Raw genomic sequence first — 26,641 nt, 5'->3', positions numbered from 1 at the left:
CATTACACCTCGAATTTATAGCCTACACCCCAAACAGTTTGAATGTAGTTTCCACTTTCTCCAAGCTTCAAGCGCATCGTTTTCACATGCGTATCTACTGTTCTTGTACTTCCGGCATAATCATATCCCCATACCTTTTCAAGTAATTGCTCCCGGCTAAATACTTGTCCTGTATGTTGGCAAAGAAAATATAGTAAATCAAACTCTTTTACAGTAAGAGAAATCGACTCACCATCCGCCTCGATTCGTCTACTTTTTTCATTGATAAGAATTGGTCCAAATTGAATCTCTTCTTGCTGTTCTTGCTTTGTATATCTTCTTAGCACAGCTTCCATACGGGCAACCAATTCACCAGGACTAAACGGTTTTACAATATAATCATCTGCTCCCATACGTAAACCGTTCACCCTATTCCACTCTTCACCTTTTGCGGTTAAAAATATAATCGGTACATCTGACGTTTTTCTAATTTCTTTACAAACTGAAAGTCCATCCATTTCTGGCATCATAATATCTAATACAACGAAGTCATAATGATCTGTTTCTATTTTTTTAAGAGCCTCTTTTCCATTTTCAGCTTCTCCCCACTCATATCCGAAGTTATCCAAATACATTCCAACAAGCTGCCTCATATCACTTTCATCATCTACAACTAGCACTCTATATTTATTCATTGTCCTTCCCTTCCCTCTCTATGAGTTGAAACGGTCCTTTTCCGACTTTAATTGTTTGTTTTATTTTCAAATTCTTCATATCCATAACGCATACTTCATCACTATCATAACTTGCTACATATCCTTCTGCTCCGCTCTCCAAAAATGCAAATGGATTCGACCCTACTTCTACAGAAGCTATTTCTTTATATGTGCTAATATCAAACTTTCTAAGTGTATTCGACCCATGACTTAATGCATATACGTACTTACTATCCTTCGTTATATTCACAGGCATAAATGGAGCATGTAAAGAACGTACCATTTCTCCACCCTGCAAAGAATATACTAACACTTTCTCATTTACTTGATTTCCATCACCATGTCCGCCAATCCATATTTCTTTCCCATCAGGACTAATCGTTGCTCCTGTTGATGCTGGTGGAATCATAAAGGATTGAACAACCTCTTTTTTCTTCGTATCAATTGTCGTTAGTTTCGTATCATAAAAGTTTAATACAGATAACCGATTATGATACTCTACCATCGTTATAGGTCCTTTGCCTGTTGAAACATTTCCTGTCTCTTTCCCATTTATCGTAAAGAACCTTACCTTTTGAACATTTTGATCGGCAGCAAATAATTGTTTTTTATCTTCTGATACGACCACATTTACAATGCCCTTTCCAGTTTTATATTTTCCCACTTGCCTTCCTTCCGCTAGTGAATATACATACATATATTCTAATTGCTTACCGTATACAAGTATTTCCTCACCATTTGGAAGCAGTGTGATTCCAGCCATTGGCTCATTTAGTTCCCATGTCGTGATTAACTTTTTATCTTTTTTATCAATAAAACTAATACTGCCTTCTTTTATATTCGTTGTTATAATAACATTTTTATCTTTAGCAATTGGTGTATATGCACTTCCTTGACACCCTACTAATAGAAATAAAAAACAGAGAAGAAAAACATACTTTCTCAAAAGATTCCCTCCATCTTCGGATGATTTCGTTATAATTGTAAAATAACAAATAAATGTGTGGAAAGTGTGAAATTTTCCTTTCTTACTCAATTTACATATATAATGTACAACAAATAGAATTTGAGGTGTGTCAATTATGCTATTTCCTGATTTAGCGAATAAAATTGTACGAGAAGTACGCAGACTAATTACAGAAAATATTATTATCATTAATATAGAAGGCGTTATTATCGCAAGTACAGATACAGAAAGAATTGGTCAATTTCATGAAGGTGCACTCCGCTGTGCCAAACAAAAGAAAACCGTCATCATTACAAAAGAAGATGAAAGGCAATTGCAAGGTGTAAAGGCTGGGATGAATCTTCCTTTATTATTTCATGATGAAGTAATTGGTGTCATTGGAATTACAGGAGAACCTGAAAATATTTCACGATACGGCGAAATATTGCGTAAGATGACGGAATTATTAATTCATGAAAACTACTTTTTAGAGCAACTAGAACTTGAGCACCGTTCTTATGAAGCTTTCGTCTTTGATTGGCTTCAAAATACAGAGTGGTCCCCGAGTTTTCTCGATCGCGCCAAAACACTTGGCATTGATTTATATAAGAAAAAACAACTTATTTTGTTTTCTATTGGCAAAAATGACACGATGCTCCAGCGTAAAATATGGCAACACATACGTAATATTTTAACAAAAGAGCATCTATTTGTTCGTTGGGGAAATGATCGTTTTATTTTATTTACAGCAACGAGCTCCAAAGAGCAAACTTATCAATTTTTAAAACGGTTAAAACAAGACTGCGAAACTTTATTTTCTATTCCTTTATATATCGGGATTGGCCAAACAGTTACCTCAAACAATATGAACATATGTTACGAACAAGCATTACGCGCTCTTTCTGTATCATTGGAAACGAAAAAAATTGTATTTAATGAAGATTTACGTTTAGAAATGTGTTTACAAGATATTTCTGCCGAAACGCGTGAACAATTTCTAGAGCGTACCATCGAAAACTTATTATCATTTCCTGAGCTTATGCATACTTTGCGCTTATTTATCGATTATAACCAATCTTATAAACAGGCGGCTAAACAATTACATATACACATTAACACATTACATTACAGGCTAAAAAAGATTGAAGAACATACAGGACTTGATCCAAAACAATTCAAAGACTTAAACGTTTTATACTTCGCACTCCTCCTATTAGATGATCATACAAAAAAGAACGATAAAACAGATTAACCTTTAGATGATTATACATAGAAAGAATCCCTCGACTTTTTTATCATTATAATGAAAGCACTGTTACCACGTTGTTTATTATAACTAAACACGTTAACAGTTTGAGGGGGATTTCCAATGTTAGAAAAACAAATTATTCATTCATTCGTATCTATTGTTGGCGAAGATAATGTAGATACATCCAATATGGGGCGTTTAACTTATAGTTATGATGCCACTCCAAACTTCCAAGCAATGCCTGATGCAGTCATTGCTCCTCGTAATACAAATGAAGTAGCTGAAGTGTTAAAAGTATGTAACACTCACAAAATTCCTGTGTATGTGCGCGGGTCTGGAACAAATCTTTGCGCAGGAACATGTCCACTTGAAGGCGGTATCGTCCTTATTTTCCGCCATATGAACAATATTTTAGAAATTGATGAAGAAAACTTAACAATTACTGTACAAGCTGGTGTCATTACACTTGATATTATTAAAGCGGTAGAAGAAAAAGGTTTATTTTATCCACCAGATCCAAGCTCGATGAAAATTTCTACAATCGGCGGTAATATTAATGAAAACTCAGGTGGATTACGCGGTTTGAAATACGGCGTAACACGTGATTATGTAATGGGGCTTGAACTTGTCTTACCAAATGGCGATATTATTCGCACTGGTGGTAAATTAGCAAAAGATGTAGCTGGTTACGATTTAACTCGTTTATTTATCGGTTCTGAAGGAACACTTGGCGTGGTAACAGAAGCTATATTAAAACTTGTTCCTATGCCTGAAACAAAGAAAACAATGCTTGCACTATATGAAGATATTAATGAAGCTGCACGTGCTGTTTCTTCTATTATTGCAAATAAAATCATTCCAGCAACACTGGAGTTTTTAGACCAACCGACAATTGAAGTAGTAGAAGAGTTTGCGCAAATCGGTTTACCTACAGATGTAAAAGCAATTTTATTAATTGAACAAGACGGCCCTCCCGAAGTAGTCAATCGAGATATTGAAAACATGGCTAATGTTTGCCGCTCTATGAATGCAGTTGATGTTCGCATTGCAAAAGATAAAACAGAAGCAGATGCACTTCGTACTGCTCGCCGTAGTGCTCTATCAGCGCTCGCACGATTAAAACCTACTACAATATTAGAAGATGCGACTGTACCACGTTCACAAATCGCTCCAATGGTTGAAGCTATTAATGCCATTGCAAAAAAATATAATATTCCTATTTGTACGTTTGGACACGCTGGTGATGGTAACTTACATCCAACTTGTATGACAGATGCTCGTAATGCAGAAGAAATGCACCGAGCTGAACAAGCTTTTGCTGAAATATTTGCGAAAGCAATTGAACTTGGTGGCACAATTACTGGTGAACATGGTGTTGGTGCAATGAAAGCTCCATATTTAGAAATGAAATTAGGTAAAGAAGGTATTGCAGCTATGCAAGGAATAAAGCAAGCTTTCGATCCAAACAACATTATGAACCCTGGAAAAATGTTCGCGAAAGACACTCGAAAAAGAGTGGTGGTTGAGCGATGACCACATTAAATAAAGAAAATATTCAAAAAGAATTTAAAGAACGATTAAGTGAAGATGAGCTACTTAACTGTATGCGATGCGGTTTTTGTTTACCTACTTGTCCTACCTACATTCAATCCGGATATAAAGAGTCACATTCACCACGCGGACGTATCGCATTAATGAAAGCAGTCGTTGATGGTTTAATCGAACCAGATGAAGATGTTGAAAATACATTAAACGTTTGTCTTGGTTGCCGTGCTTGTGAGCCTGTTTGTCCATCTGGTGTAAATTATGGACATTTATTAGAAGAGGCTCGAGATATTATTAATCAAAATAAAAAATTCTCAATGCCAGTGAAAGCTGTTCGAAAAGTCGTTTTTGAAGGATTATTCCCCCATCAAAATCGAATGCGAACATTAACCGGACTAATCGGATTTTATCAACGTTCTGGTTTACAAACGCTAACACATAAAACAGGTATTATGAAGTTATTCCCTGAAACACTTGCAACGATGGATCTCGTTTTACCAAAAGTCCCTAAAATGAAAGCCATGAAAGATCGTCCTTCATTTTTACCTGCAGAAAGTACAAAGAAAAAACAAGTTGCATTCTTCACAGGCTGCTTAATGGATACGATGTTTTTAGAAACAAATAACGCAACGATGAAACTTCTTCAATTAGCTGGTTGTGATATCGTTATTCCGAAAACACAAAGTTGCTGCGGTGCATTGCATGGACATGCTGGTGAAAAGAGTGGCGCAAAAGAATTAGCAAAGCGAAATATAAAAGCATTCGAAGATTTAAACATCGACTATATTATTACGAATGCAGGTGGTTGCGGGGCTTATCTCGTAGACTATGATTATCTTTTAAAGGATGATCCGGATTGGGCTGAACGTGCTAAGCAGTTTGTTTCTAAGATTAAAGATATTACTGCTATACTAGTAGAACTAGACTTCCATAAGCGAACTGACTTACGACTCACGCCGCAGGTTATTACGTATCAAGACTCTTGTCATTTACGTAATGTTATGCGCACATCTTCTGAACCTCGCATGTTACTAGAGGCTATCCAAGGTGCAACATATCGAGAAATGAAAGATGCCGACCGCTGCTGTGGCTCTGCTGGTATTTACAATATTGTTCATTCAGAGTTATCAATGGAATTTCTAGATTACAAAATGGACCGTGTGCATGAAACAGACGCAGCAACCATTGTTACTGCAAATCCAGGTTGTTTATTACAAATGAAATTGGGCATTGAGCGAGAAGGGCTTTCTCATACAATGAGAGGAATTCACATTGTGGATTTATTATTAGAAGCAATTGAAACTAACTCGTAATAACTCGTAACATACGTAATAATAGGAAAACGGCTATCTCCTTCGTCTATGTAAAGAGATAGCCGCTTTTTTGTCTGCTACAACATTAAAAATATGTTACTTTATTATAAAAAAGAACAACAGAAACATTACAGTTTTGTAAAAATCAATCCATTATATTCCTCAAAAAATCGCTCAAACCATTGATACAATAGGATTCTTCATTTTCTATTTAGGTAACTTTATCCAAAAATCCCCTCTTAAAACCAAGTATAAAAACACTATAAATTCCTTTTATACTCTATATTTCTCTTATTTTTGCTCCCTTCTTCTCTTAGGATAAATTAGGTAATTTTAAAGTCTATGAATTTTTTTCCATCTTTTTTCTCGCAAATTGTATGCTACGATGAATTTGTCAGTCAGACAGGCTGTCAAAAACAAATCGTGTGAAAACAAATTAAAACTTTATATAGGGGGACACACATCATGAAAAAGCGTGTTTTATTATCTGTAGCTGCTGCAACAGCTCTTACTTTAGGAGTATCTTCTCTAGATGCACAAGCTGCAACAGTACAACCATCTAACATAAAGGTTCAAAATATTCAGCATTCAAAAATGATGATGAAGCAAATGAGCCAACAAGAACTACAAGCATTCTTACAATCTATGGGAGTTGAATCATTAGCACAATGGCAACAAGGAAACTTCCAACCAAACTGCTTCATTCCTGGTCAACAACCTACTGAAAATGTTGTAACTGAGCAACCAACAGCTAAGCCAGAAACTCAAAAGCCTGCTGAGCAAAAACCTGCCGAGCAAAAGCCTGCTGAAGAAGTTCAAAAACCAGAAGCTCAAAAGCCTGCTGAAAACAACAATACGCAAAAACCTGCTGAACAAAAACCAGCTGAGCAAAAGCCTGCTGAAGAAGCAAAATCTTTAAGCGAGTTCGAACAACGTGTTGTTGAATTAACAAACGCTGAGCGTGCAAAACAAGGTTTACCAGCACTAAAAATCGATACTGAATTAAGCAAAGTAGCACGTATTAAGTCTGAAGACATGCAAAAAAACAACTACTTTGATCATAACAGCCCTACATACGGGTCTCCGTTTGACATGATGAAGAAATTTGGTATTTCTTATACATCTGCAGGTGAAAACATCGCTCAAGGCCAACGTACACCTGAAGAAGTGGTACAAGCTTGGATGAACAGCGCTGGACACCGTGCAAACATCTTAAATAACGGCTTCACTCACATCGGTGTTGGTTATGTAGAAAGCGGCAACTACTGGACACAACAATTTATTACAAAGTAAATAGATTAAAAGAGTCTTCTCATAATGAGAAGACTCTTTTTTAAGTTTCATAACTTTCTATTATGTATGAATAGAAAATATATAACATAAATAGCATAGATCCACAGCTTATTACACTAAGCAATACATAAAATCCCCACTCTAAGTTCAAAAACAATGAAAACAATATGCCACATGCCATCACTTGAAAAATCCGTCTACTTACTAAACGAATTTTTTGTAATTTAATTGGGTCTTTTTCTTTGCCTTTTATTTTCTTAAATTCTTTACTCAGCATAAAAAGAAACATACTAATCCCAATCGTTAATCCTGTTTGAAAGGATATCAAATCCTCAAAATTAATAAAGAGGATAAGCATATGAATAAACAACATAAATAACGTAATTTTCTTTATAAATCCGTCTATAATACCATGCTCTCTTTCATTAAACTTAAATATATTATGTGAAATAATATACAAAAATCCATATGAAAAAATAATAAAACAAGGAATAAATGCTACAACAACTTGTTTACTCATAAACTCGTTTGGCTCACCATTTACATTCCAATGTACTGCCATACGAGTTGGTAAATAGGGATAGAGACATAGAGTAACTAAAAGACAAGCGAAAAATATTCCAAGTACATACTTATATTTGATCAAGTGATTCTCACCTCTCTTTTCTCTTAACGGCTTCGCTTCTTTTAGAGAAATCCCTGCAAAAATCTACTTTTTTCAAATTAAAACTTATACTTTACGCATTTTCTTTTTGAAATTCTCTTATTTTATTATCTAGCTTTGTAGGAAACGGCACATCAACTTCAATCGCTTCTTTCGTAATTGGATGCAAGAAATTTATCTTCATCGCATGCAATGCTTGACTGGACATATATTTTGTTTGTCCACCATATAATACATCCCCAACTAGTGGATTACCATTATGGCTCATATGAACACGAATTTGATGCGTTCTACCCGTTTCTAATTGTAACGTTACGAAAGTCGTGTTTTGCTTCTTAAAATACTTTTCTACTTTATAATATGTGATAGCTTGGTCACCTTTTGGAGAAATACGACGCCTTGTAGCATGATGGCGATCCCTTCCAATAGCAGCATCAATCGTTCCTTGTTTCTTCTTTACTTTCCCTTCAACGAGCGCTGCGTACGTCCTTTTAATTTTTCGTTCCATTAATAAACGATCCATAATTGCACCAGCAATTCTATGCTTAGCAAATACGACACCACCTGTCGTATCTTTATCTAAACGATGAATATGACGCACCTTCGTCTCTAAACCTTGCATTTGAAAATGAAAAGCAACAAGATTTGCAAGCGTCCCGGTTCCACCTTTTTCAGCAGGATGTGTGTCCATTTTCTCTGGTTTATTTACGATGAGTACGTGATCATCTTCGTATACTACATGCAATTCACCATATTCTGGATCCACACCGTACTCTTCCTCCGCAAACATATGAACTTGTAACTTATCGTTCTCTTTTAAAAGCTCATTCCATCTTCTTTGTTCTCCGTTAACCGTAACACCTTTTTCCATACGAAGCTGATGTAATAGCTTTTTCGGTATTTCCCATTCTACTTTTAATACCGATTCAATACTTATACCATTCCATTTAGCTGGAACGGTAATTTCACACCATTCGCCCTTTTTCTTTGTTTCCATACTGTTTATCACCTTATTTCTATTGATTCTCTCATTGTAACGGAAAACACACTTTGGTGCACCGTCAAAAATAGAGGACAGTCTTATAATAGACTGCCCCTCAAGCTCTAAGTCTTTTCATTTCTAGCAATACTTCTTCAGCTTTTTGTTCATACGATAAATCTTTAAAGAAATCCGCCAACCTTTTATAGTCATTGTAAGCATCTAATAAATCATCCATCCTTTCTATTTTCATCACTTGTTGTTTTTGTTTCATTTTTACTGGATAACGATAACCTGATACTTCTTGTATTTTGTAATACTCATCCTCTACTTGAACGACCTTTACAAGTTCTTCCTCCTCTGCATCCATCGTATACCCGTCAAATTCTCTAAGTAGTTCATAAATGATATGAGTCCATTCATCTTTTGGATAAAATCCCTTTTCTAACCGATAACCGACAATGCGATACATATGCCCATCGTTCTCTGCAAACTGTACTGTATCATTTAACTTAAACTTAAAATAACGAAACATTGCCTTCACCTACTTGTATGTAATGTTCTTATCACATACTATTTGCAAAATGTAGGTCTTGCTATTCATAAAAAATGCTCATCAATATGATGAGCATTTTTTTACGATGATTTTTCTCGTTTTTTTCGAAATGGTAACCACCAATTCCAGTCTCCAAATAACTTCATTAAGCTTGGAACGAGCATAAGACGAATAATTGTTGCATCAAGAAATATTGCTAATGCCACGCCAAGCCCCATCTGCTTTACTGGTAAAATATCAGTAAATGCGAATGCACCCGTTACAACAATCATAATTAATGCAGCTGATGTAATGATTCTACTTGTTGAAACGAGCCCTTCTAACGTTGCTTGATCGTTATCTCCTGTTTCTTCATAGAGCTCGTGAATACGTGAAATAAGAAATACTTCATAATCCATACTAAGCCCAAATACGAGGCCAAAAATGAAGATTGGTAAGACAAACAGAACCGGACTCGCTTCTAAACCGAAATGACCACCTTCAAATAACCAAACAACAATTCCAATGGTTGCACTCAAACTAAGTATATTCATAATAATTGCCTTAATTGGAATGAGTATAGATCGGAATGCAAATAATAATATAACAAAGGTCGATCCAAATATAACAGACATACCAATTACAACTTTATCTTTAATTTCATCTTCTAATTCTTGTTGAAACGTCGTCATTCCGCCTAGATAATACGTAACATTCGTTTCTTTATAGTTCTTTTTAAAGTCACGCACCCACTGTTTTGCAGTCTCTGTACGTGGTTTTGTTTTCAAAAAAACTTCTATCGTCGTCTTATTCCCTTTTGTGTATGCTTCAAATACAGGAGTTAGTTTTGCTGCTTCTGGCGACTGCAATATTCCAGCAACTTGATCTGCTTTCATTCCAGTTAACCCGTCGTATAAACTTCTTACTTCATGTACTTTTTTATCATCTTTTAACTTTTGAACGACTTCTTCTATCTTTTGTAGACTTTCTTTTTCTTTCATATCTTTTTTCGTCTCTACAACTAACGTAACATCAGCGTGTGTTTTGACAGTTTTATTAAATGCTTCTTCATACTTTTCATATGCAATCCTTGTATCACTCTTTTCAGGTAAAGCTTCAACACTAGGGAACTGCAAATTAGCTGTACGTAACGGTAATAAGCAAATAACAATAAATGTTGTAACAACAACAATCATTGCAATTGGATGTTTCATCACAAATTGTGCAAATTTACGCCATGCTTTTGCCGGCGTATGTGCTACTTGATTCTTTTTTAATATTTTTTTACCGATTAACGATAATAACGCTGGAAGAAGTGTGAGTGAGAATAAAATACTCATAATCACAACAATCATTCCGCTAATTGCGACAGATTGAATATAATCTATCTTAAAGAAAAACAAACCGGATAACCCAACAAATACGCATAATCCTGAAAATACAATTGCACGTCCTGCCGTCTGATATGTAATTGCTATCGCTTCTTTTACCGTTCGTTTAGCAACTTCCTCTCGAAAACGGTTCACAAATAATAGCGCAAAATCAATAGATAGTGCAAGTCCAATCATCGGTGCAACGTTTAACACGAAAATAGATAGTTCTTTATCCACACCGATGAAATACAATATACCCATCGTGCTAATAACACTAAGCGCTCCATTCAAAATCGGTAAAATTGATGCCAAAAGGCTACCAAACGAAAATAGTAATACAAGAAACGCAATTGGTAATCCAATCATTTCTGCTACTTTTAAATCATTTTGCGTTCTTTCATTAATCTCTTGATTAATTTTCGGAAATCCTGTAGGTGTTACTTTTAATGCTACATTACTTTCTTTCTCAATCTCATTAGCAAATTGTAATGTCTTTTCCATTCTTTCTTTATTTGTTTTCCCGGAAAATAAAATTGTCGCATAACCGATTTCATCTTGTAGCATTTCTTTATTTTGGATTGGGTGATGGAAAGATTCATAGTTCTCTTTCTCTTGAATATTCTTTACAATTTCATCTATTCGCTTTTTAAATTCCTCATGCGAAGCACCTTTATTTTTCTCAAAAACGAGCAGAAGCGTATCTTGAGACTTCTTAAAATCTTTATCTAAAATTTCTTTTGTTTTTTGATAGTCTCCTTCCGTTTGGAAACCGTCACCACCTAATACTCCCGGTAGCTTTGGAGCAAAAATCCCAAGTGCGATTGCAAGCAACAGTAACGCTACAATTACTGTATAACGAAATTGATACAAAAAAGCTCCTAACTTCCCCCACTTATCAACTTTATGAACATTTGTCTTCACACATTTTCACCTACTTTAAATAATTCAATTGTCACTTATACTGTATCATATCTTTATACAAACAAAAAACGCCTAGGAACACTATAATGATAGTTTTTCCAGGCGTTTTTTCTATCTCTCTTTATTAAGCCCCAATCTCTCAGTAAGTAAACGATGATAATAAATAGCGATAACTAACAAAATACCACCTACGCAGTAACCAGCTAAAATATCAGTTGGGTAATGTACATTTAAAATGACTCTACTTAATCCAATCGATAGAATTACTATCCCCATCAAAATCGTTATGACACATTTCCCAGCTATGCTTTTCAAATTAGCAGCAATGATATAAGCAAGAAATCCAAATGTCATAATCGATAGCATTGCATGTCCACTAGGAAAACTATATCCAAGTGCATCTAGTGCTTCATTTAATGACGGACGTTCTCTCTTTACAATCTCTTTTATCCCTTTATTCACAAGATGTGTTATTAAAATTCCCATTGGATATACAATCATCGCAGCATAATAACGCTTCTTCCAAAAAACAAGCAAACTTATAACGAGCGTAGCGACTATCCCAATTGCTGATCCCAATTTTGTAAAGTACGAGAAAAATGTAAGAGAACTTTCCGTTTGTAGCCCTCTTACTAATCCACGGACATATGTATCCATCACTGTAACGCCACCTGCATGTACGCGCCAAGCAACAATACCAAATACAGCAAATAACAAACCGATACACATTACCTCATACTGATGTAACTTCTTCTTCAAACGATTTCCTCCTACTATGAAAAAATGCGATTTCTACTTTAGAAACCGCATTTCCTTACTTATTTACCTTTTGTTTTTAGCTCTGTCCAGTAACGATCATAGTCTTTTAACTTATCGTCTACATCAACAAGCCATTCTGTACGATCTAACTCTTCTTTCGTTAAGAAAATCATGTGATTATCACGGTATTCTTTACTATGAAGAGGATGAGCTTTTTCATTTGGATTACTGTAACCAATTGACTCGTAGTTTTTCACACTTACTTTTTCATCAAGTAAGTAGTTCATAAACTTCTCAGCAAGCTCTTTATGTTTTGCACCTTTTGGAATTGCTAACGTATCAGCCCAAATTGTGCCACCTTCTTTTGGTACAACGTATTCTACATCTTTATTATCTTTTGCGATAAATGCTGCATCTCCAGACCAAACTGTTCCGATCCAAGCATCTTCTGTAATGAATTTTTGTTTAATGTTATCTGTATCAAATGCTAATAAGTTTGGAAGTAGCTTCTTTAAATCATCTGCTGCTGTCTTTAACTCTGCATCTTCTTTTGTACTGTTTGAGAACCCGTGCTTCTTAAGACCCACTCCTAATACTTCACGAGAATCGTTTAATAACGTTACATGTCCTTTATATTTCTCATTCCATAAGTCAGCCCAGCTTGTAGGTGCTTCTTTCACATACTTTTTATTGTATGCAATCCCTGTTACACCCCAAGTGTACACTAAAGAATATTTATTCTCTGGATCAAACGCAGGTGTTTTGAAATTAGAAACCATGTTTTCGATATTTGGGATATTCTTTTTATCTAACGGCGCTAATAAATCCATTTTTGCCATTGTTTTAACCATGTAATCAGATGGTTGAATTAAATCATACTTTGCGCCACCAGCTTGTAATTTCGCAAGCATTTCTTCGTTACTTGCGTACTTATCATAGTTAATTTTCACATTATACTTCTTTTCAAAATCTCTTAGCACTTGCTCATCAAAATTGTCAGCCCAGCTATAAATATTTAATTCTTCTTTCTTTTCACCACAACCAGCAAGCACACCAGCAACAAGGCTAAAGCTAATTGCTGCGCCAGCTATTCTTTTCATTAATTTCATCGGTTTATTACCCCCTCGTACTTTCTATATCGTTCGTATTATAAAGGAAGGTGTCCTCCAGAGTTTTCTTCACCATCTGCACCTTTGTTACGGAAGATTTCAGATAGAACCATTAATCCTACGATAGCAACAATTAAAATTGTAGAAAGAGCATTAATTTCTGGTGATACTCCGCGCTTAACCATACTGTAAATGTATAATGGCAATGTTGTTGATCCTGGTCCTGATACGAAGAAACTAATTACAAAATCATCAATTGATAATGTGAATGTTAATAATGCTGCTGAAATAACTCCCGGTGCAATTGCTGGGAACGTTACAAAACGAAACGTTTGCCAAGGCGTTGCTCCTAAATCATTTGCAGCTTCTTCTAAGTCACGTCCCATACTTGAAAGACGCGCAGCTAAAATAACAACAACAAACGAAATACTAAATGTAATATGTGCAATAATAATCGTTGTTTGTCCAAGTTCCATTCCTAGCTGACTGAAAAGAATTAGTAAAGATAATCCCATTAAAATATCAGGAATTAAAATTGGTAAATATACAAGGCCATTAATAGCCCCTTCGAAACGATATTTATAACGATGTAAAGCAATCGCAAAGAATACACCAAGTACCGTTGTCACAATCGTTGTTATAACTGCAATCGTAATACTATTTACAAATGCATCAATAACATCTTGTTTTTGAAATAAATCTGTATACCAATGGAATGTAAAACCTTCCCACTCCGCATTAATGCGAGAGTCGTTGAAAGAATAGACCATTAAAACCATCATTGGAAAATACAAGAATAACAAAATTAACCAAGAATAAGAAACTAAAAACTTCTTCATCTTTGCCTATTCCCCTCCGTTCTCATTATATTTATATACTTTCGTTGCACGATAATATAAGTAAATTAACAGAACAGAGAATAGAACAACGATAATCGATAACGCAGATCCAAACGGCCAGTCACGTGCACCTAAGAATTGGTTTTGAATAACGTTTCCGATTAATGCTACTTTCGATCCGCCCATCACGTCTGATACAACAAACATTCCGATAGAAGAAACGAATACTAAAATAGAACCAGTCGCAATTCCTGACATTGTCATCGGCACTGTTATATTCCAAAATGCCTTTATTGGTGTTGCTCCTAAATCATAAGCCGCTTCTAGCTTACGCTTATCCAGCTGCTCAATTGCTGCATACACTGGTAAAATCATAAATGGTAATAAAGAATAGACCATTCCGAGTATTACAGAAGGCGTATTATATAATAAATTTAACGGTTCACTAATAATGCCGAGTTTTAATAACAACGTATTCACAAGACCTTGTGAACGTAAAATAACAATCCATGCGTATGAACGAACAAGAAAGTTAATCCAAAACGGGATCGTTGCCAATAATAAAAGAATAGAACGATATTTGCGGTCAACAATTGTAATTGTATACGCAAATGGATAACCAATTAATAAACATATTACTGTAGTAATAACTGCAATCTTAACAGTTTCCCATAACGTTCCTAAGTACAATGGATCAAACACACGGGATATATTCTCCAGCGTAAATTGCATTTCTACTGTCCCGTAAGCTCCGCGCTGCATGAAGGCGAATCCTAATACGAATACGAGCGGGATTAGGAAGAAAATTAACAGCCACGCGACTGTAGGTAGTGCGAGTAATTTCCCTTTTTTCAATTTAAGGTCACCTCGTCCTCTTGCTCCCAGCCTACATATACATTATCTCCAATGCTCCACTGCGCTGCCTCTTCAGCAGTTTGATATGCCATTAATAATTCTGATGTTTTCTCATCACGTACATAAAGCTTCTCCATATTTCCGACAAACTCGATATCTTCAATATGTCCAAGATGGTATTCTTTTAAAATTGGTTCTTCAACCGAACGTACTTTCACATTTTCAGGGCGAATTGCTACATAGCCTTCCCCATTTTTCACAATATTATTTTCACCGATGAATGTCGCAACGAACAATGTTTTCGGCTTATTATAAATTTCTTTCGGCGTTCCAATTTGTTCGATATGTCCTTTATTCATAACGACGATACGATCGCTCATGCTCATTGCTTCTTCTTGATCGTGCGTTACGTATATAAACGTAATTCCTAAATTACGTTGTAAGTTTTTCAATTCACGTTGCAAGTCTTTTCGTAACTTAAAGTCAAGCGCTCCAAGTGGCTCATCTAATAGTAATACACGCGGATTATTTACAATCGCTCTTGCAATTGCAACACGCTGCTGTTGTCCACCAGAAAGCTTAGCAGGTTTACGATTACGGAACTCAAGTAACTGCGTTAAACGCATTGCCTCTTCAGCACGCTCTTTCTGCTCTGCTGCTGATACTTTCTGCATTTTCATACCAAAACAAATATTCTTCTCTACTGTCATATGTGGGAATAGTGCGTAATGTTGGAACACTAGGTTCATATGACGCTTATATGGCGGCAAATCGTTAATTCTTTCATCATCTAATAAAAGATTCCCTTTAGTTGGAGTTTCAAATCCTGCGATCATACGAAGTAAAGTCGTTTTCCCGCAGCCACTCGGCCCTAAAATTGTTAAAAACTCTCCCTCTTTAATATCTAAAGAAAGAGGTGGGATAATCACTTGATTTCCAAAATGTTTTTCAACTGCTTCAACTTTAATAATCTTTTTCATTTTCCCGTCCTATCTACCTTAAATTTTAAATTTTTATATTCATGAATAAATATTTATGTTCTATAGACTATTTTTTGTTTCGATCCAAACAAAAATGGTTATTTAGCAAGCGTTCGTTTCTATTCTTTATGTAGTATGTTTGATTCATTTTCGCATGATACATAACGTCGAACAGAAAAACCCCTTCCATTGCGAAGGGGCTATTATCATACGGCTACGCCTACTGATAAACACCATCATCATTTTAACAACTTTCGTATGAATTTTAAAGCACTTTTTGTAGAAGAGTAACGAATTTTCATGTCGAATGCTGTAGATTGGGCTAAAATGCTTTTATAATGTGAAAAAGTCCGAAAACTTTCTTCCCCATGATAACCCCCTAATCCACTACTTCCAACACCCCCAAAAGGTAAATATGGCGTGGCAAGATGGTAGACAACATCATTAATACAGCCTCCACCATATGAAATATTACTCGTCACTTTCTTTTGTACTTCTTTATCTTCCGAAAATACATATAACGCTAACGGCTTCGGATGTTGCTGGATTGTGCCAATTACATCTTCTATATTGTCGTACTCTATGATTGGTAAAATCGGACCAAAAATTTCATCTTCCATAACAGCATCTTGCCATGTAACATCCGCTAGTACTGTCGGTTCAATATGTAATGTATCTTTCTCATAGTTTCCACCAATTACGACTTGACCATCTTGTAAAAATCCACATAATCGTTCAAAATGACGCTCACTTACAATACGCACATAATTTTCATTTTGCAAAGGTTCTTTACTATACTGCTCTGTAATTTCATGTCGCAGTGCCTCAACTAGCTGTTCTTTCACGGAAGAATGCACGTACATATAATCAGGCGCTACACACGTCTGCCCTGCATTTAAAAACTTACCCCAAACAATTCTTCTTGCTGTCATCTCTATCTTTGCATCTCTATGTACAATACAAGGACTTTTCCCGCCAAGTTCTAACGTAAGCGGCGTCAACTGTTTCGCTGCTGCTTCCATTACAACTTTTCCAACGCCAACACTACCAGTAAAGAAAATATAATCAATTGGTTCCCTCAGCAAAGATGTACTCTCTTCAACGCCACCTTCTACTACCGCTACAAGCTCTTCTGGGAATAATTCACCTAACATTCTCTTAAGCACTTTTGAAACGCTTGGCGTTAACTCTGACGGCTTTAAAACGATTGTATTTCCAGCTGCCAGTGCCCCTACAAGTGGTGCAATTGCTAATTGAAAAGGATAGTTCCACGGTGCAATAATAAGCGTCACACCATACGGTTCTGGCACTACTTTTCCTTTTGATCCAAAATGAGTGAGTGCTGTTCGAACTCGCTTCGGTTTACTCCATGATGACATATGTTTCAATTGAAAGGAAATTTCTTTTAATACATATCCAACTTCCGTTGTAAACGACTCGTGAACTGACTTATTTAAATCTAATTTCAACGCCTGAAATATTTCTTCTTCAAAATGCTGAATGCCTTCATAAAGCTTCTTCAAATTATTCTTTCTTATTTCGATGCTTCTCGTATGCCCTTTTAAAAAATATTCCTTTTGCCTACTTACAATAGAGGAAATACTCATTCACTCACCTTCTCCCACTATTTTTATCCAATTCTTTCATTATTTATATAGACTTCATATATAACAAATTTCTATTCTTAAAGTTACATTATATATGACTTTTTCAGCTATATAAAATTCATTGCTCACAAAAAAACTACCGAAAGAAAATCTCTCGGTAGTTTTACTGTATTAACGATATAAACGAACAGCACCTGCAGAATTATCATCAGCTTGTCCTACTACTTCAAATTTCAAACCAAGCTTCGGTAAAATACGTCCTGCATCTGGAATCTGTTGATTAATATACGTTTTAGAATCATCAAACTTCGGTACGCCTGCTAAGCCATCATACGTAAATGTTCCACGCGTTGGAGATACAACTTTCCAAGCTGGTGTTTTGTCGAATGAGAACGCAGCATCAGCGATTTGGAATCGTGTACTGCTCTTAACTGTTGGTTTACCATTTAAAGTACCAACAATTGCTTCTGGATGAGAATCAACAACACCAAGGAAACCGTGTCCTGGATGTACACCAACCCAGTTATCTGTATAAGCTGAATCTGCATACCATACAACCATACCAGTGTTAAATACTGGACCGCGAGCAAATTTCAACGCGTTATCTGCCCCAGCATAGTTTCTCCACTCAACATAGTAGTTATGTTTTTTCTTTTCTGTTCCGTTAGATACAACGAAACCATCTAATTTTAATTGTGGTGTACCTTCTGCATCATCAGAGAATACTACTTTACCATCTACTGTTAATGAAGCATTATCAAGAGCGAATCCATTTAATGCTAAACCACCATCAGTAATGTAATCAAATGTTAATTTTACTTTCTTGCCTTTGAATTGACTTAAATCATATGATTTGTCAATCCATTTTCCATTTGTCGAATCTGCATTTCCACTAGTTGCTTTCTCGCCAAGTCTTTCAATTAACGTTTGTTTACCATCTTCTGTTACAGCGTGTACTTCAAGGAAATCATAACCTGCTTCAATCTCATATAATGACTTGAAATCAAATTTTGCATTCGTTGCATTCGTTAAATCAAACAACGGTGTTTCCATCTTCGTATGAAGATCGTCACCTTTTGTGCTGTAATAATATTGTTTACCAAATGCTGGATCAATTGTTTTAACATCTTTATCTGGTAAGTTAACACGAATCATACCTGGTCGATCTGATTTCGTAACACTTTGATCCAAATATGTCGCTAGACCGATACCTTTATTTAATTTCTCGTAATCTACTTCTACGATATTTGCCCAGTTACCACCAATTGTTTTTTGGAAAAACTCTTTATTTTGTGGTGAGAAACTCGTTGGCGTCGTTCCAGCGATTTTACCAGCCCAGCTTCCGCCACTCATAATAGACCAAGCTTCAATCGGCTCACCTTGACCACTATATTGTGTATCGTACTCATCTGGAAGACCTAAATCGTGACCATATTCATGTGCGAATACACCAACCGCTCCATCTTCTGGTTCAATTGTGTAGTCGAATGCTGCCATCTTTCCGCCCCAATATGGAACTTTCGCTTGTGTACCTTCAATTGGGAATGGCTTTGGTCCAACTGTCCAACGGTGCGACCAAATTGCATCATCGCCTAATTTACCACCGCCTGCTTCTTGTCCAACACCCGCATGAATAATCATTAAGTGATCGATTAAACCATCTGGTTGATTTTTATTTCCATCACCATTTACATCGTATTGATCAAATTGATCGAACTCTGATAAATCAATACCACTATCTACAGCTGCTTTTAATGCATCTTTTACTAAATCACGTGGTCCTTTTGGTCCTTTATTATCATGACCTGTCGCACCATCTGCACCGTAATCAGCAGCTTTACCAGGAACTGTTAACCATTTTGTAACTGTTCCGTCTACTGTATAACTACCGCCAGATTGCTCTTCGTAATATTGTTTAAACGTTTCGATTTTGCTTCCATCATCTAATGCGAATGGCTCATTACCGAATAACATTTTTTCATAATGTTCTTTATTAAAATCGTTAGAATACATATATCCAGGCTCTTTGTCGATATTATTATGTTTAAAGTCAGCGTACTCTACAAGTAAAACGAGTACTTTGTCTTTACGAACTTCACCGTTATAGTCTTTTTGTTTTGCTGGAGAAGTTGGCACTTTACCATTTAGTCCGCCTTTAACTGGGCCTGACGCTGCAGGTGCCCCTGTTGCTGGTTCATTTAATTTTTCTTTCGTGTCTGCTTTCGCATCTTTTACTTTCTTTAAAAAGTCGGATGCATCTTTCGTAAGCTGGTCCCCATTTGCTGCTTCTTTTCCAGGATTTTCACCCTTTTTGTTCTCTACATACTTTTCGACTGCTTTCTTTGTTTCTGTCTCTGAAGCCTTCGAATCAATTACCCCACGTTTTTTTAGCGCATCTGCTAAACGCTCTTCCGGAATTAAATGATCATCAACTGGGCTCGTAGCTGTTTTATTCGCAGGCGTTTCAGCATATGCAGATTGAGTGCCAACTCCGAATGAAAGGCCTAATACAGCTGTCAAAGCGATTGATGACAAAACTTTGAACGGTTTCTTGTTCATCCCATATTTCCTCCCCTAATAAATAATATGTATTACAAATTGAATTTTATTAAAAATTCAATATTTTTTCAATATTTAGTCACATTCTGTAATTTTTTTAATATATTTGTAAAAATTTCATAGTTAGCATACGAATATATCACAATTCAACAATGTTTTCTGAAAATATTGAAAGTTTTTATCGAACAATTTATAATTTCCATAGAGGGAGTTTAATGGGGATTTTATCTTTGTTTCATCTACACAATATTTGATAATTCACTATATAAAACACAAAATCGGATTGCATTATCATGTATTCTGTAGCAGCAATTATGACCGATAATTAGGGAGGAATTACATTTGTACAAAGATAAGACAGACGCACTGGATCAAGAATGGATTGATTTAATACTTGAAGCTCTAGATGCTGGTATCGCCATGCAAGACATCGAGCAATTTTTCCAACGTATGAAGCCATCCAGTCAGGCTCAATAGGTTTGTTCTTTTTAACGAAGTTTATGTTATAATAATGACATCATAAGACAACTACATATTGATAGAAAGGTGCGCAAATATGATTGGAGAACGTATAAAACGCCTTCGTTTACAAAAAGGGATTTCATTAACTGAACTTGCCGAAAAAGCTGGCGTTGCTAAATCTTACATTAGTTCTATAGAACGAAATTTACAAAAAAACCCTTCCATTCAGTTTCTTGAAAAGATCGCAGCAGTTCTACAAATTCCAGTTGATACTTTACTTCATGATGAAACAACAAAGGAAACTAACCTAGACTCCGAATGGACACAACTCGTTAAAGATGCAATGAACTCTGGTGTCTCCAAAGAACAATTTCGTGAATTTCTTGAATTTACAAAGTGGAAGCAAAATAATAAATAGAAAGAAGTGCTTACAAGTAGCACTTCTTTTTCTTTATAAAAAAAGCGGGGGATACCCGCTTTTTTTATTATTTTTCTTCCCCAGCTTCTTGGTTAGCATTGAATGTCCATTCTAAATTCAATGTATCACCTTGGAAGATATTTTGATCTTTTCCATTATCTACAAATTCAAATTGTACCCATAGATAATCCTCTGTACCAGCTGCTAATCCACCCTTTTCTCCCCACTCAGGAGCAAAGATGTCTTTAGCTAAAAGATCTGGATCAACTTTTTGTAAGTCTGCTAAAGTTGTTTCGTATACAGGCTCACTTTGTTTATCCCAGTTCCAAAGGAATTTTACTTTAACGTGCTTACCAAAGTCTTCACCAGCATTATCACCTTTTGCATCTTTAACAGTATACTTTGTTGCTAATTTAACGTCTTTAATAGTTAACGAACCGCTGTTTTGTAATAAGAACTCTTTCTTAACAGAATCCCCTGGTTTTAAATCTTTAATATCTACAAGCGTCTTAGGGTTTAATGTAAGGTCTAACGTCCCAGCTGCAAATGTATTGTTTGATACTTCTTTATCGCTAAAGAATGCAAATGTTCCTCCACCAATTAAAGCTAACCCCAATGCTGCTGATGCAACTCCCATACCTAATTTCTTTTTCAGACTCACAATCAATTCCCCCTAGCTTTTTTTTATATTTTTATCACTTATTTTTCAATAAGAGATGTAAAGAAAACTATATTAGCTTAGCTAATATGCGTTCTTTTTTAAAAACCTTATGTTCATTATAACGAACAACCCTATATAAACACAACACATATTTATTAATATTTTCAGTTATTTTTATTTCTCAATATTATTTAGACTTTTCAGAAAAAATAATGATAATTTATAACTTTTTTCACACTCAAATCATTTAATACTATAAGAAAAAAGAAAAACAAAGAGGTGAGGGCTAACGTTCCCTCACACTCGTATAAATATTACTAGTCTTGCTTATTCGTTCACTCTCTCTTACACCACATTCTTGTTTTCTGGCTGTTTCACTAAAGCAGTTACTCCGCTTTCTTTTGCTCTTCTACTTTTTTCTGTTCTTCTACTTTCTTCTGTTCTTCGGCTTTCTTTTGTTCTTCTACTTTCTTCTGTTCTTCTACTTTCTTCTGTTCTTCTACTTTCTTTTGTTCTTCGGCTTTCTTCTGTTCTTCTACTTTCTTTTGTTCTTCGGCTTTCTTCTGTTCTTCTACTTTCTTCTGTTCTTCGGCTTTCTTCTGTTCTTCTACTTTCTTCTGTTCTTCGGCTTTCTTTTGTCCTTCCGCTTCAATTGCAATGTTTAATTGTTGCTGAAGAGCCTGAATTTGCTCATCAATAGCTTTCAAGCTAATTTCTTTCTCAATATAGTCACGTTTCTCTTTGATACTGCGAAAGCCTTCATTTACATATACGGACACTTGCTGCATCGACTCATCTTTATTTACCTTTAATTCTTCTTGTATTTGATTGTAAGGAGCTTCTATTTCAGTATATACATTTTGCAGAGCTTCCTTCTCAGCAACAATTTTCTCACGCCCTTGTTGCCATACAGAAATCGCCTGTTTTATTTCTTCAATAGAAGTTGCTTTCGATTTTCCCTTCATCGTTCCATACTCACGCTCAATAAACTGTTTATGTTTCTCAGATTGCTCTTTTAACGTATTAACTGTTTTCGGAAATATAATTGCTGTAGAAAACGTCGCTTCTACTTTCGTTTCATGAATGAACGCCGCTTCTGTATGCGTCATAATTTGAGATCCTAAATAAAACGTAATAGAACACATACACGGCAATATAAGCATCTTTTTAAAATTACACGATCTTTTCAGCATCTTAATCTCTCCCATCGAACATTACGTTCTTTATACAGAACATTATCTATATTATAGTAAAGAACTATTAAAATTGATAGACAAATACTAGAAAAATAGAAAAAGGGCTATCCATGTGATAGCCCTTTTTGTTATTATCTTTCTTCACCTGCTGTTTGTTGTGCATCAAACGTCCAATTTAATTGTAACTTATCGCCTTGGAATTGATTTTGATCTTTTCCATTATCAACGAACTCAAATTTCACTTTGAATTTATCAGATTTACCTGCTGAAATACCTTTTTCATCCCAGAACCAAGCCGATAAATCATTATCTACAGCTGTAAGTGTGTCACCTTTTAATTTATCTAAAGTAGTTTGTTTCACAATTGTCTCATGCTTATCTACATTTTTTAAGAATGTTACTTTAATATGTTTACCAAAATCATCTTTATTATCTTTCTTTACATCTTCTACATTATAATCTGTTTTCAGTAGAACCTTTTTAATATCTAAAGAGCCTTTATTTTCTAGTTTAAATTCTTTTTCAATTGTATCCCCAGGTTTTAAATTCGATACGTTAACAACTGTTGATGGATTTAATGCTAAATCCAGTGTCCCAGCCGCAAATGTATTGTTTGACACTTCTTTATCACTGAAAAATGCAAATGTTCCTCCACCAACTAACGCTGCTCCTAGTACTGCTGATGTAATACCCATTCCTAATTTTTTCTTTAAAGTCATGTCCATATCCCCTTAATATATATATTTGTTAACTTCCTAAACGGAAAGTATAACCAAACGAACTAGACGGATTGTTCTACTTTTTTATCTTTCTTTTCTCCGTCAATGCTACGAATAGCCCCAAAAATAGAAATCGCGGAATATCCAAGTAAAAAGACTCCTGGAATAATAAGAAGTAATGCTGCTCCCGCTTTTGAATTCGCATAATTCAGTAAATAACCAACGTACGGAACTGTAATATCTGCATACTTTCCAACTACATTTTCTGCAAGTACTGGCTCTAAATCTGGTCCGTTGTTGTTATCCCCTTTTGTTTCATACATTACTTTTCCATTTGTATCTTTCACACCGATAATACGGTGAGTGATAATTTTTTGATCTTTCTCTTTAAAGGTAATAACATCACCTTTTTGATATTTAGAACCATCTTTGTTTGGTTCTATTGCAATGATTGATCCCGTTAAAAACGTCGGCTCCATTGATCCTGAAAGAACGCTCTTAAATTGATATCCCATCACTGTCGGATCACCACCGCTTGCTTTTGAAGAAATAACTACAAAAGCTAAAAAAACCATCAATGCAAATAAAACAAATGAGATCGCGTTGCTAATTATCTTCCATATTAATTTCATCGTCTCTCTCCCTCTCCGTTGTTTTATATTATTTGAAGTATGCAATGTTCATTTACCCTCGTTCTTTAACAAGAACACAAGTAAATGATATAACGAACTTTAAGTTATTGCAATAAGAAAATTTACAATTATTAGTTAAATATCTTTTTAGCATATAAAAAAGACTGTGACAAAATCTCTCCACAGCCTTTTTACTACTACGTTATTTTTCTTCTGTTTTCATTCCTTTTGTATTTCGGCGTAGTACTACATATAAAATGGCTCCAAATAGTACAAGGGCGCCTATCCCAACACTTATTACTTTCACATCTAACTCTTTTTCTTCAGATGCAATTGTATCTTTTTTAGGCATCGTAAAAGTGACATCTTCTGTCGAAAGAACGTTTACCGTCGCAATTGTTTGATTATTTTTCGTAATATCAACTGCACCAACTACCTCACCACGATGTATTCCTTTATGATATAAAGATTCTTTATCTAATGAAGCCGCCCGGAAAATAGTTTTCACATTTTTCCCTTCATCTTTCTTAAGCATAAGCTCCGCACTTTGTTCCAACTCAGAATTAACATCTTTATTTAAATATGTTGTTTTTTGATGCCAATTATGTTTATCCAGCACCATTTGCTTCGTAAATTGACCGAAAGAATATTCCGCCATCTGCTTCAAATCTTCATAAATTTCAGGTCTTTGAGAAGCCATTACTACGCTTATAATACGATTTCCATCTTTCTCATTTAATAAAACAAGTGTATTACGCGCTTCATTCGTAAACCCTGTCTTACCGCCAATGCTATATGGATTTTCAAAAAAATTAGATTTATTAAAAATAGACACCGTCTGCCTAGACGTCGTAACTGTCGTTCTTTTCGTATTCATCGCTTGTAAAATTTCAGGATACTTTTGCACACCCTTCGTAATCATAGCCATATCATACGGCGTCGTATAATGGTTCGGATCATGCAGTCCATTCGGTGTTACAAAGTGGCTATCTTTCGCCCCTAATTGCTTCGCTTTCTCATTCATCATATTAGCGAAATTCTCAACACTCCCGCCAATCCGCTCCGCAATCGCATACGACACATCATTCGCACTCAGCACCATTAAAATCATAAGCGCAGTATTTCTATTAATTGTCTCTCCAGGTTGAAACTCAATTTGATAATTACTCTTCTCTTGATCTAATGCTAATTGTGAAAATGTAAATTGATCCTCTGGCTTTGTATGCTCCATGAGTAAAATCGCTGTTAACACCTTCGTCGTACTAGCAGGATATGCTCGGTGATATGCGTTTTTGTCATACAAAACATCTCCTGTTTTCGCATCAATTGTCGTTGCAAACTGACTAAAAACATTCGGTCCTTCTGCAGGTGGTGGTGCAACTTGTTCTGGATTTACTCCAATATTCGTCTCAGCACGCAATGTCATAGGTGTCAACAAAAACAAACAAATAACTGTAATAAAAACCAAAATTTTCTTAAAATTTACCATATGACTCTCCCTTTTCCATTTACTCCTCTAACAAAATAATAAATCTACCAATCATATGTAATTTGTATTAAACTGGAAGAATTTTCACTATTTTTTACTATATCATATTTTTACGATAAAGAACATAAATATACAATAAAAATAAGAAGGAATTACTCTTTCTTATCCTTCTCATCAATCAACGAATCTATTAACTTTTGACTAGCTTCCTCGGGCGTAATCTCATCCGTTATCCCCATAAACGACCAACCTTTAGAATCGACCCACTCAACAAACTCTTGTAAAAATTCATCATGTGTAACATCCACATCAAGAATCGAGCCATTAATCGAAATCGTTCTATTTTTAGACACGCGCATCTTGAATGTTTTTCTTACCATTACAACTTTTCTCCCTCTACTTCTGAATATTTATAAAGTGAAACTTTAATCAACCCTCACCAATCGGACTTTTACGGCCATCCCGACCCCAACCTAACTTCTTTACTTTTGCTAAATTTCGAGGTAAGGGATCTTACTGCCCGCAAATAGCGAGATAAAATAATCATGTATCTCTGTTATACATGATTTTCAGTAAATTGTAAAAAGGATATATTGGCCAATTTAAATAGCAAAAATGAAAATCTCTTACCTACGTAAACGTAATACGACATACAATCGCTCATAAATTATTAAATAAATCCATAAAAATATACACTTTAAAACATAATTGAGTAAGCCATTCTAGTCTTTTGGAAGATATTATCTAAAATAGTATACTAAACGGATAAAGGATATTTGAATAAAGAAACTGAGGCTTTCTATTTAGCTGGACTCTTAAATTGTAGACTTAGAGACTGATGCC

At 35.3% G+C, this 26,641-nt stretch carries 25 protein-coding genes; 6 read left to right on the top strand and 19 right to left on the bottom strand.

Going from position 1 to position 26,641, the window contains the following annotated elements:
• Nucleotides 1-2: 2 nt before the first annotated feature.
• Complete coding sequence (locus ACUXVC_RS06625; RefSeq protein WP_016082390.1) at nt 3-674, bottom strand: response regulator transcription factor; 672 nt, start codon at nt 672-674, stop codon at nt 3-5.
• Nucleotides 667-1,641: a YncE family protein gene (locus ACUXVC_RS06620; protein WP_095691192.1), complete on the bottom strand. Its 975-nt coding sequence runs from the start codon at nt 1,639-1,641 to the stop codon at nt 667-669. The genes ACUXVC_RS06625 and ACUXVC_RS06620 overlap by 8 nt, the downstream gene beginning before the upstream one ends.
• 136 nt (nt 1,642-1,777) lie before the next feature.
• On the opposite strand from ACUXVC_RS06620, the gene ACUXVC_RS06615 reads away from it, so the two are divergent.
• The 4 genes from ACUXVC_RS06615 (at nt 1,778) to ACUXVC_RS06600 (ending at nt 7,041) form a co-directional block, all read left to right on the top strand.
• Nucleotides 1,778-2,893 carry a CdaR family transcriptional regulator gene (locus tag ACUXVC_RS06615; protein ID WP_095691193.1) on the top strand — a complete coding sequence of 372 codons (1,116 nt, stop codon included), beginning with the start codon at nt 1,778-1,780 and terminating at the stop codon, nt 2,891-2,893.
• A gap of 117 nt (nt 2,894-3,010) precedes the next feature.
• Nucleotides 3,011-4,423 (top strand): glycolate oxidase subunit GlcD, encoded by a 1,413-nt coding sequence (gene glcD / locus ACUXVC_RS06610; protein WP_098679401.1) that lies wholly within the window; start codon nt 3,011-3,013, stop codon nt 4,421-4,423.
• Nucleotides 4,420-5,748, top strand: a complete 1,329-nt coding sequence (locus ACUXVC_RS06605) for a (Fe-S)-binding protein (RefSeq protein ID WP_446025992.1) — start codon at nt 4,420-4,422, stop codon at nt 5,746-5,748. Before glcD ends, ACUXVC_RS06605 begins: the two co-directional genes overlap by 4 nt.
• Before the next feature lie 465 nt (nt 5,749-6,213).
• Nucleotides 6,214-7,041 (top strand): CAP domain-containing protein, encoded by an 828-nt coding sequence (locus tag ACUXVC_RS06600; RefSeq protein ID WP_053564947.1) that lies wholly within the window; start codon nt 6,214-6,216, stop codon nt 7,039-7,041.
• A 40-nt stretch (nt 7,042-7,081) separates the two neighbouring features.
• On the opposite strand, the gene ACUXVC_RS06595 is transcribed toward ACUXVC_RS06600, so the two are convergent.
• The 11 genes from ACUXVC_RS06595 to inhA1 all read right to left on the bottom strand — a co-directional run bounded on the left by ACUXVC_RS06595 (nt 7,082) and on the right by inhA1 (nt 20,221).
• On the bottom strand, nt 7,082-7,687 hold the full coding sequence (locus ACUXVC_RS06595; protein ID WP_000599010.1) for a DUF1648 domain-containing protein: 606 nt from the start codon (nt 7,685-7,687) through the stop codon (nt 7,082-7,084).
• Between the two features lie 91 nt (nt 7,688-7,778).
• The gene (locus tag ACUXVC_RS06590; protein ID WP_088024900.1) at nt 7,779-8,702 is read right to left on the bottom strand and encodes an RluA family pseudouridine synthase; all 924 of its coding nucleotides are present in this window, start codon (nt 8,700-8,702) and stop codon (nt 7,779-7,781) included.
• A gap of 100 nt (nt 8,703-8,802) precedes the next feature.
• Entirely contained in the window at nt 8,803-9,219 is a 417-nt protein-coding gene (locus ACUXVC_RS06585; RefSeq protein ID WP_000490302.1) for a hypothetical protein, read from the bottom strand.
• A gap of 101 nt (nt 9,220-9,320) precedes the next feature.
• Nucleotides 9,321-11,513: an MMPL family transporter gene (locus ACUXVC_RS06580; protein ID WP_446025991.1), complete on the bottom strand. Its 2,193-nt coding sequence runs from the start codon at nt 11,511-11,513 to the stop codon at nt 9,321-9,323.
• A gap of 111 nt (nt 11,514-11,624) precedes the next feature.
• Nucleotides 11,625-12,272 carry a phosphatase PAP2 family protein gene (locus tag ACUXVC_RS06575; protein ID WP_446025990.1) on the bottom strand — a complete coding sequence of 216 codons (648 nt, stop codon included), beginning with the start codon at nt 12,270-12,272 and terminating at the stop codon, nt 11,625-11,627.
• 59 nt (nt 12,273-12,331) lie between these two features.
• Nucleotides 12,332-13,381 carry a spermidine/putrescine ABC transporter substrate-binding protein PotD gene (potD, locus tag ACUXVC_RS06570; RefSeq protein ID WP_000772490.1) on the bottom strand — a complete coding sequence of 350 codons (1,050 nt, stop codon included), beginning with the start codon at nt 13,379-13,381 and terminating at the stop codon, nt 12,332-12,334.
• Nucleotides 13,382-13,419: 38 nt separating this feature from the next.
• On the bottom strand, nt 13,420-14,220 hold the full coding sequence (potC, locus tag ACUXVC_RS06565; protein WP_000714190.1) for a spermidine/putrescine ABC transporter permease PotC: 801 nt from the start codon (nt 14,218-14,220) through the stop codon (nt 13,420-13,422).
• A gap of 6 nt (nt 14,221-14,226) precedes the next feature.
• Nucleotides 14,227-15,075, bottom strand: coding sequence for a spermidine/putrescine ABC transporter permease PotB (gene potB, locus ACUXVC_RS06560; RefSeq protein WP_000715500.1), 849 nt, complete (start codon nt 15,073-15,075; stop codon nt 14,227-14,229).
• Entirely contained in the window at nt 15,072-16,055 is a 984-nt protein-coding gene (gene potA / locus ACUXVC_RS06555; protein ID WP_000720333.1) for a spermidine/putrescine ABC transporter ATP-binding protein PotA, read from the bottom strand. The genes potB and potA overlap by 4 nt, the downstream gene beginning before the upstream one ends.
• A gap of 239 nt (nt 16,056-16,294) precedes the next feature.
• On the bottom strand, nt 16,295-17,662 hold the full coding sequence (locus ACUXVC_RS06550) for an aldehyde dehydrogenase (protein ID WP_089170656.1): 1,368 nt from the start codon (nt 17,660-17,662) through the stop codon (nt 16,295-16,297).
• A gap of 171 nt (nt 17,663-17,833) precedes the next feature.
• The gene (inhA1, locus tag ACUXVC_RS06545; protein WP_446025989.1) at nt 17,834-20,221 is read right to left on the bottom strand and encodes a M6 family metalloprotease immune inhibitor InhA1; all 2,388 of its coding nucleotides are present in this window, start codon (nt 20,219-20,221) and stop codon (nt 17,834-17,836) included.
• 342 nt (nt 20,222-20,563) lie between these two features.
• Between inhA1 and ACUXVC_RS06540 the strand changes: the two genes are divergently transcribed.
• Together ACUXVC_RS06540 and ACUXVC_RS06535 are read left to right on the top strand one after the other, a co-directional pair.
• On the top strand, nt 20,564-20,698 hold the full coding sequence (locus tag ACUXVC_RS06540) for an anti-repressor SinI family protein (protein WP_000276219.1): 135 nt from the start codon (nt 20,564-20,566) through the stop codon (nt 20,696-20,698).
• A 79-nt stretch (nt 20,699-20,777) separates the two neighbouring features.
• On the top strand, nt 20,778-21,101 hold the full coding sequence (locus tag ACUXVC_RS06535) for a helix-turn-helix domain-containing protein (RefSeq protein WP_000578884.1): 324 nt from the start codon (nt 20,778-20,780) through the stop codon (nt 21,099-21,101).
• Nucleotides 21,102-21,168: 67 nt separating this feature from the next.
• On the opposite strand, the gene calY is transcribed toward ACUXVC_RS06535, so the two are convergent.
• The 6 genes from calY to ACUXVC_RS06505 form a co-directional block, all read right to left on the bottom strand.
• Nucleotides 21,169-21,762 (bottom strand): biofilm matrix protein CalY, encoded by a 594-nt coding sequence (calY, locus tag ACUXVC_RS06530; RefSeq protein ID WP_000053714.1) that lies wholly within the window; start codon nt 21,760-21,762, stop codon nt 21,169-21,171.
• 386 nt (nt 21,763-22,148) lie between these two features.
• Entirely contained in the window at nt 22,149-22,970 is an 822-nt protein-coding gene (locus tag ACUXVC_RS06525) for a DUF4047 domain-containing protein (RefSeq protein ID WP_446025988.1), read from the bottom strand.
• A gap of 119 nt (nt 22,971-23,089) precedes the next feature.
• Nucleotides 23,090-23,677, bottom strand: a complete 588-nt coding sequence (locus ACUXVC_RS06520) for a CalY family protein (RefSeq protein WP_000172852.1) — start codon at nt 23,675-23,677, stop codon at nt 23,090-23,092.
• A 62-nt stretch (nt 23,678-23,739) separates the two neighbouring features.
• Entirely contained in the window at nt 23,740-24,309 is a 570-nt protein-coding gene (sipW, locus tag ACUXVC_RS06515; RefSeq protein ID WP_000767792.1) for a signal peptidase I SipW, read from the bottom strand.
• A gap of 202 nt (nt 24,310-24,511) precedes the next feature.
• Nucleotides 24,512-25,798, bottom strand: coding sequence for a D-alanyl-D-alanine carboxypeptidase family protein (locus ACUXVC_RS06510; RefSeq protein WP_088024907.1), 1,287 nt, complete (start codon nt 25,796-25,798; stop codon nt 24,512-24,514).
• 152 nt (nt 25,799-25,950) lie between these two features.
• A complete protein-coding gene (locus tag ACUXVC_RS06505) occupies nt 25,951-26,178 on the bottom strand; it encodes a hypothetical protein (RefSeq protein WP_000251856.1) in 228 nt (75 codons plus the stop codon).
• Nucleotides 26,179-26,641 lie beyond the last annotated feature (463 nt).

It is taken from the genome of Bacillus sp. N6 (assembly GCF_052805735.1).
This window is presented reverse-complemented; position numbering and strand designations above follow the sequence as displayed.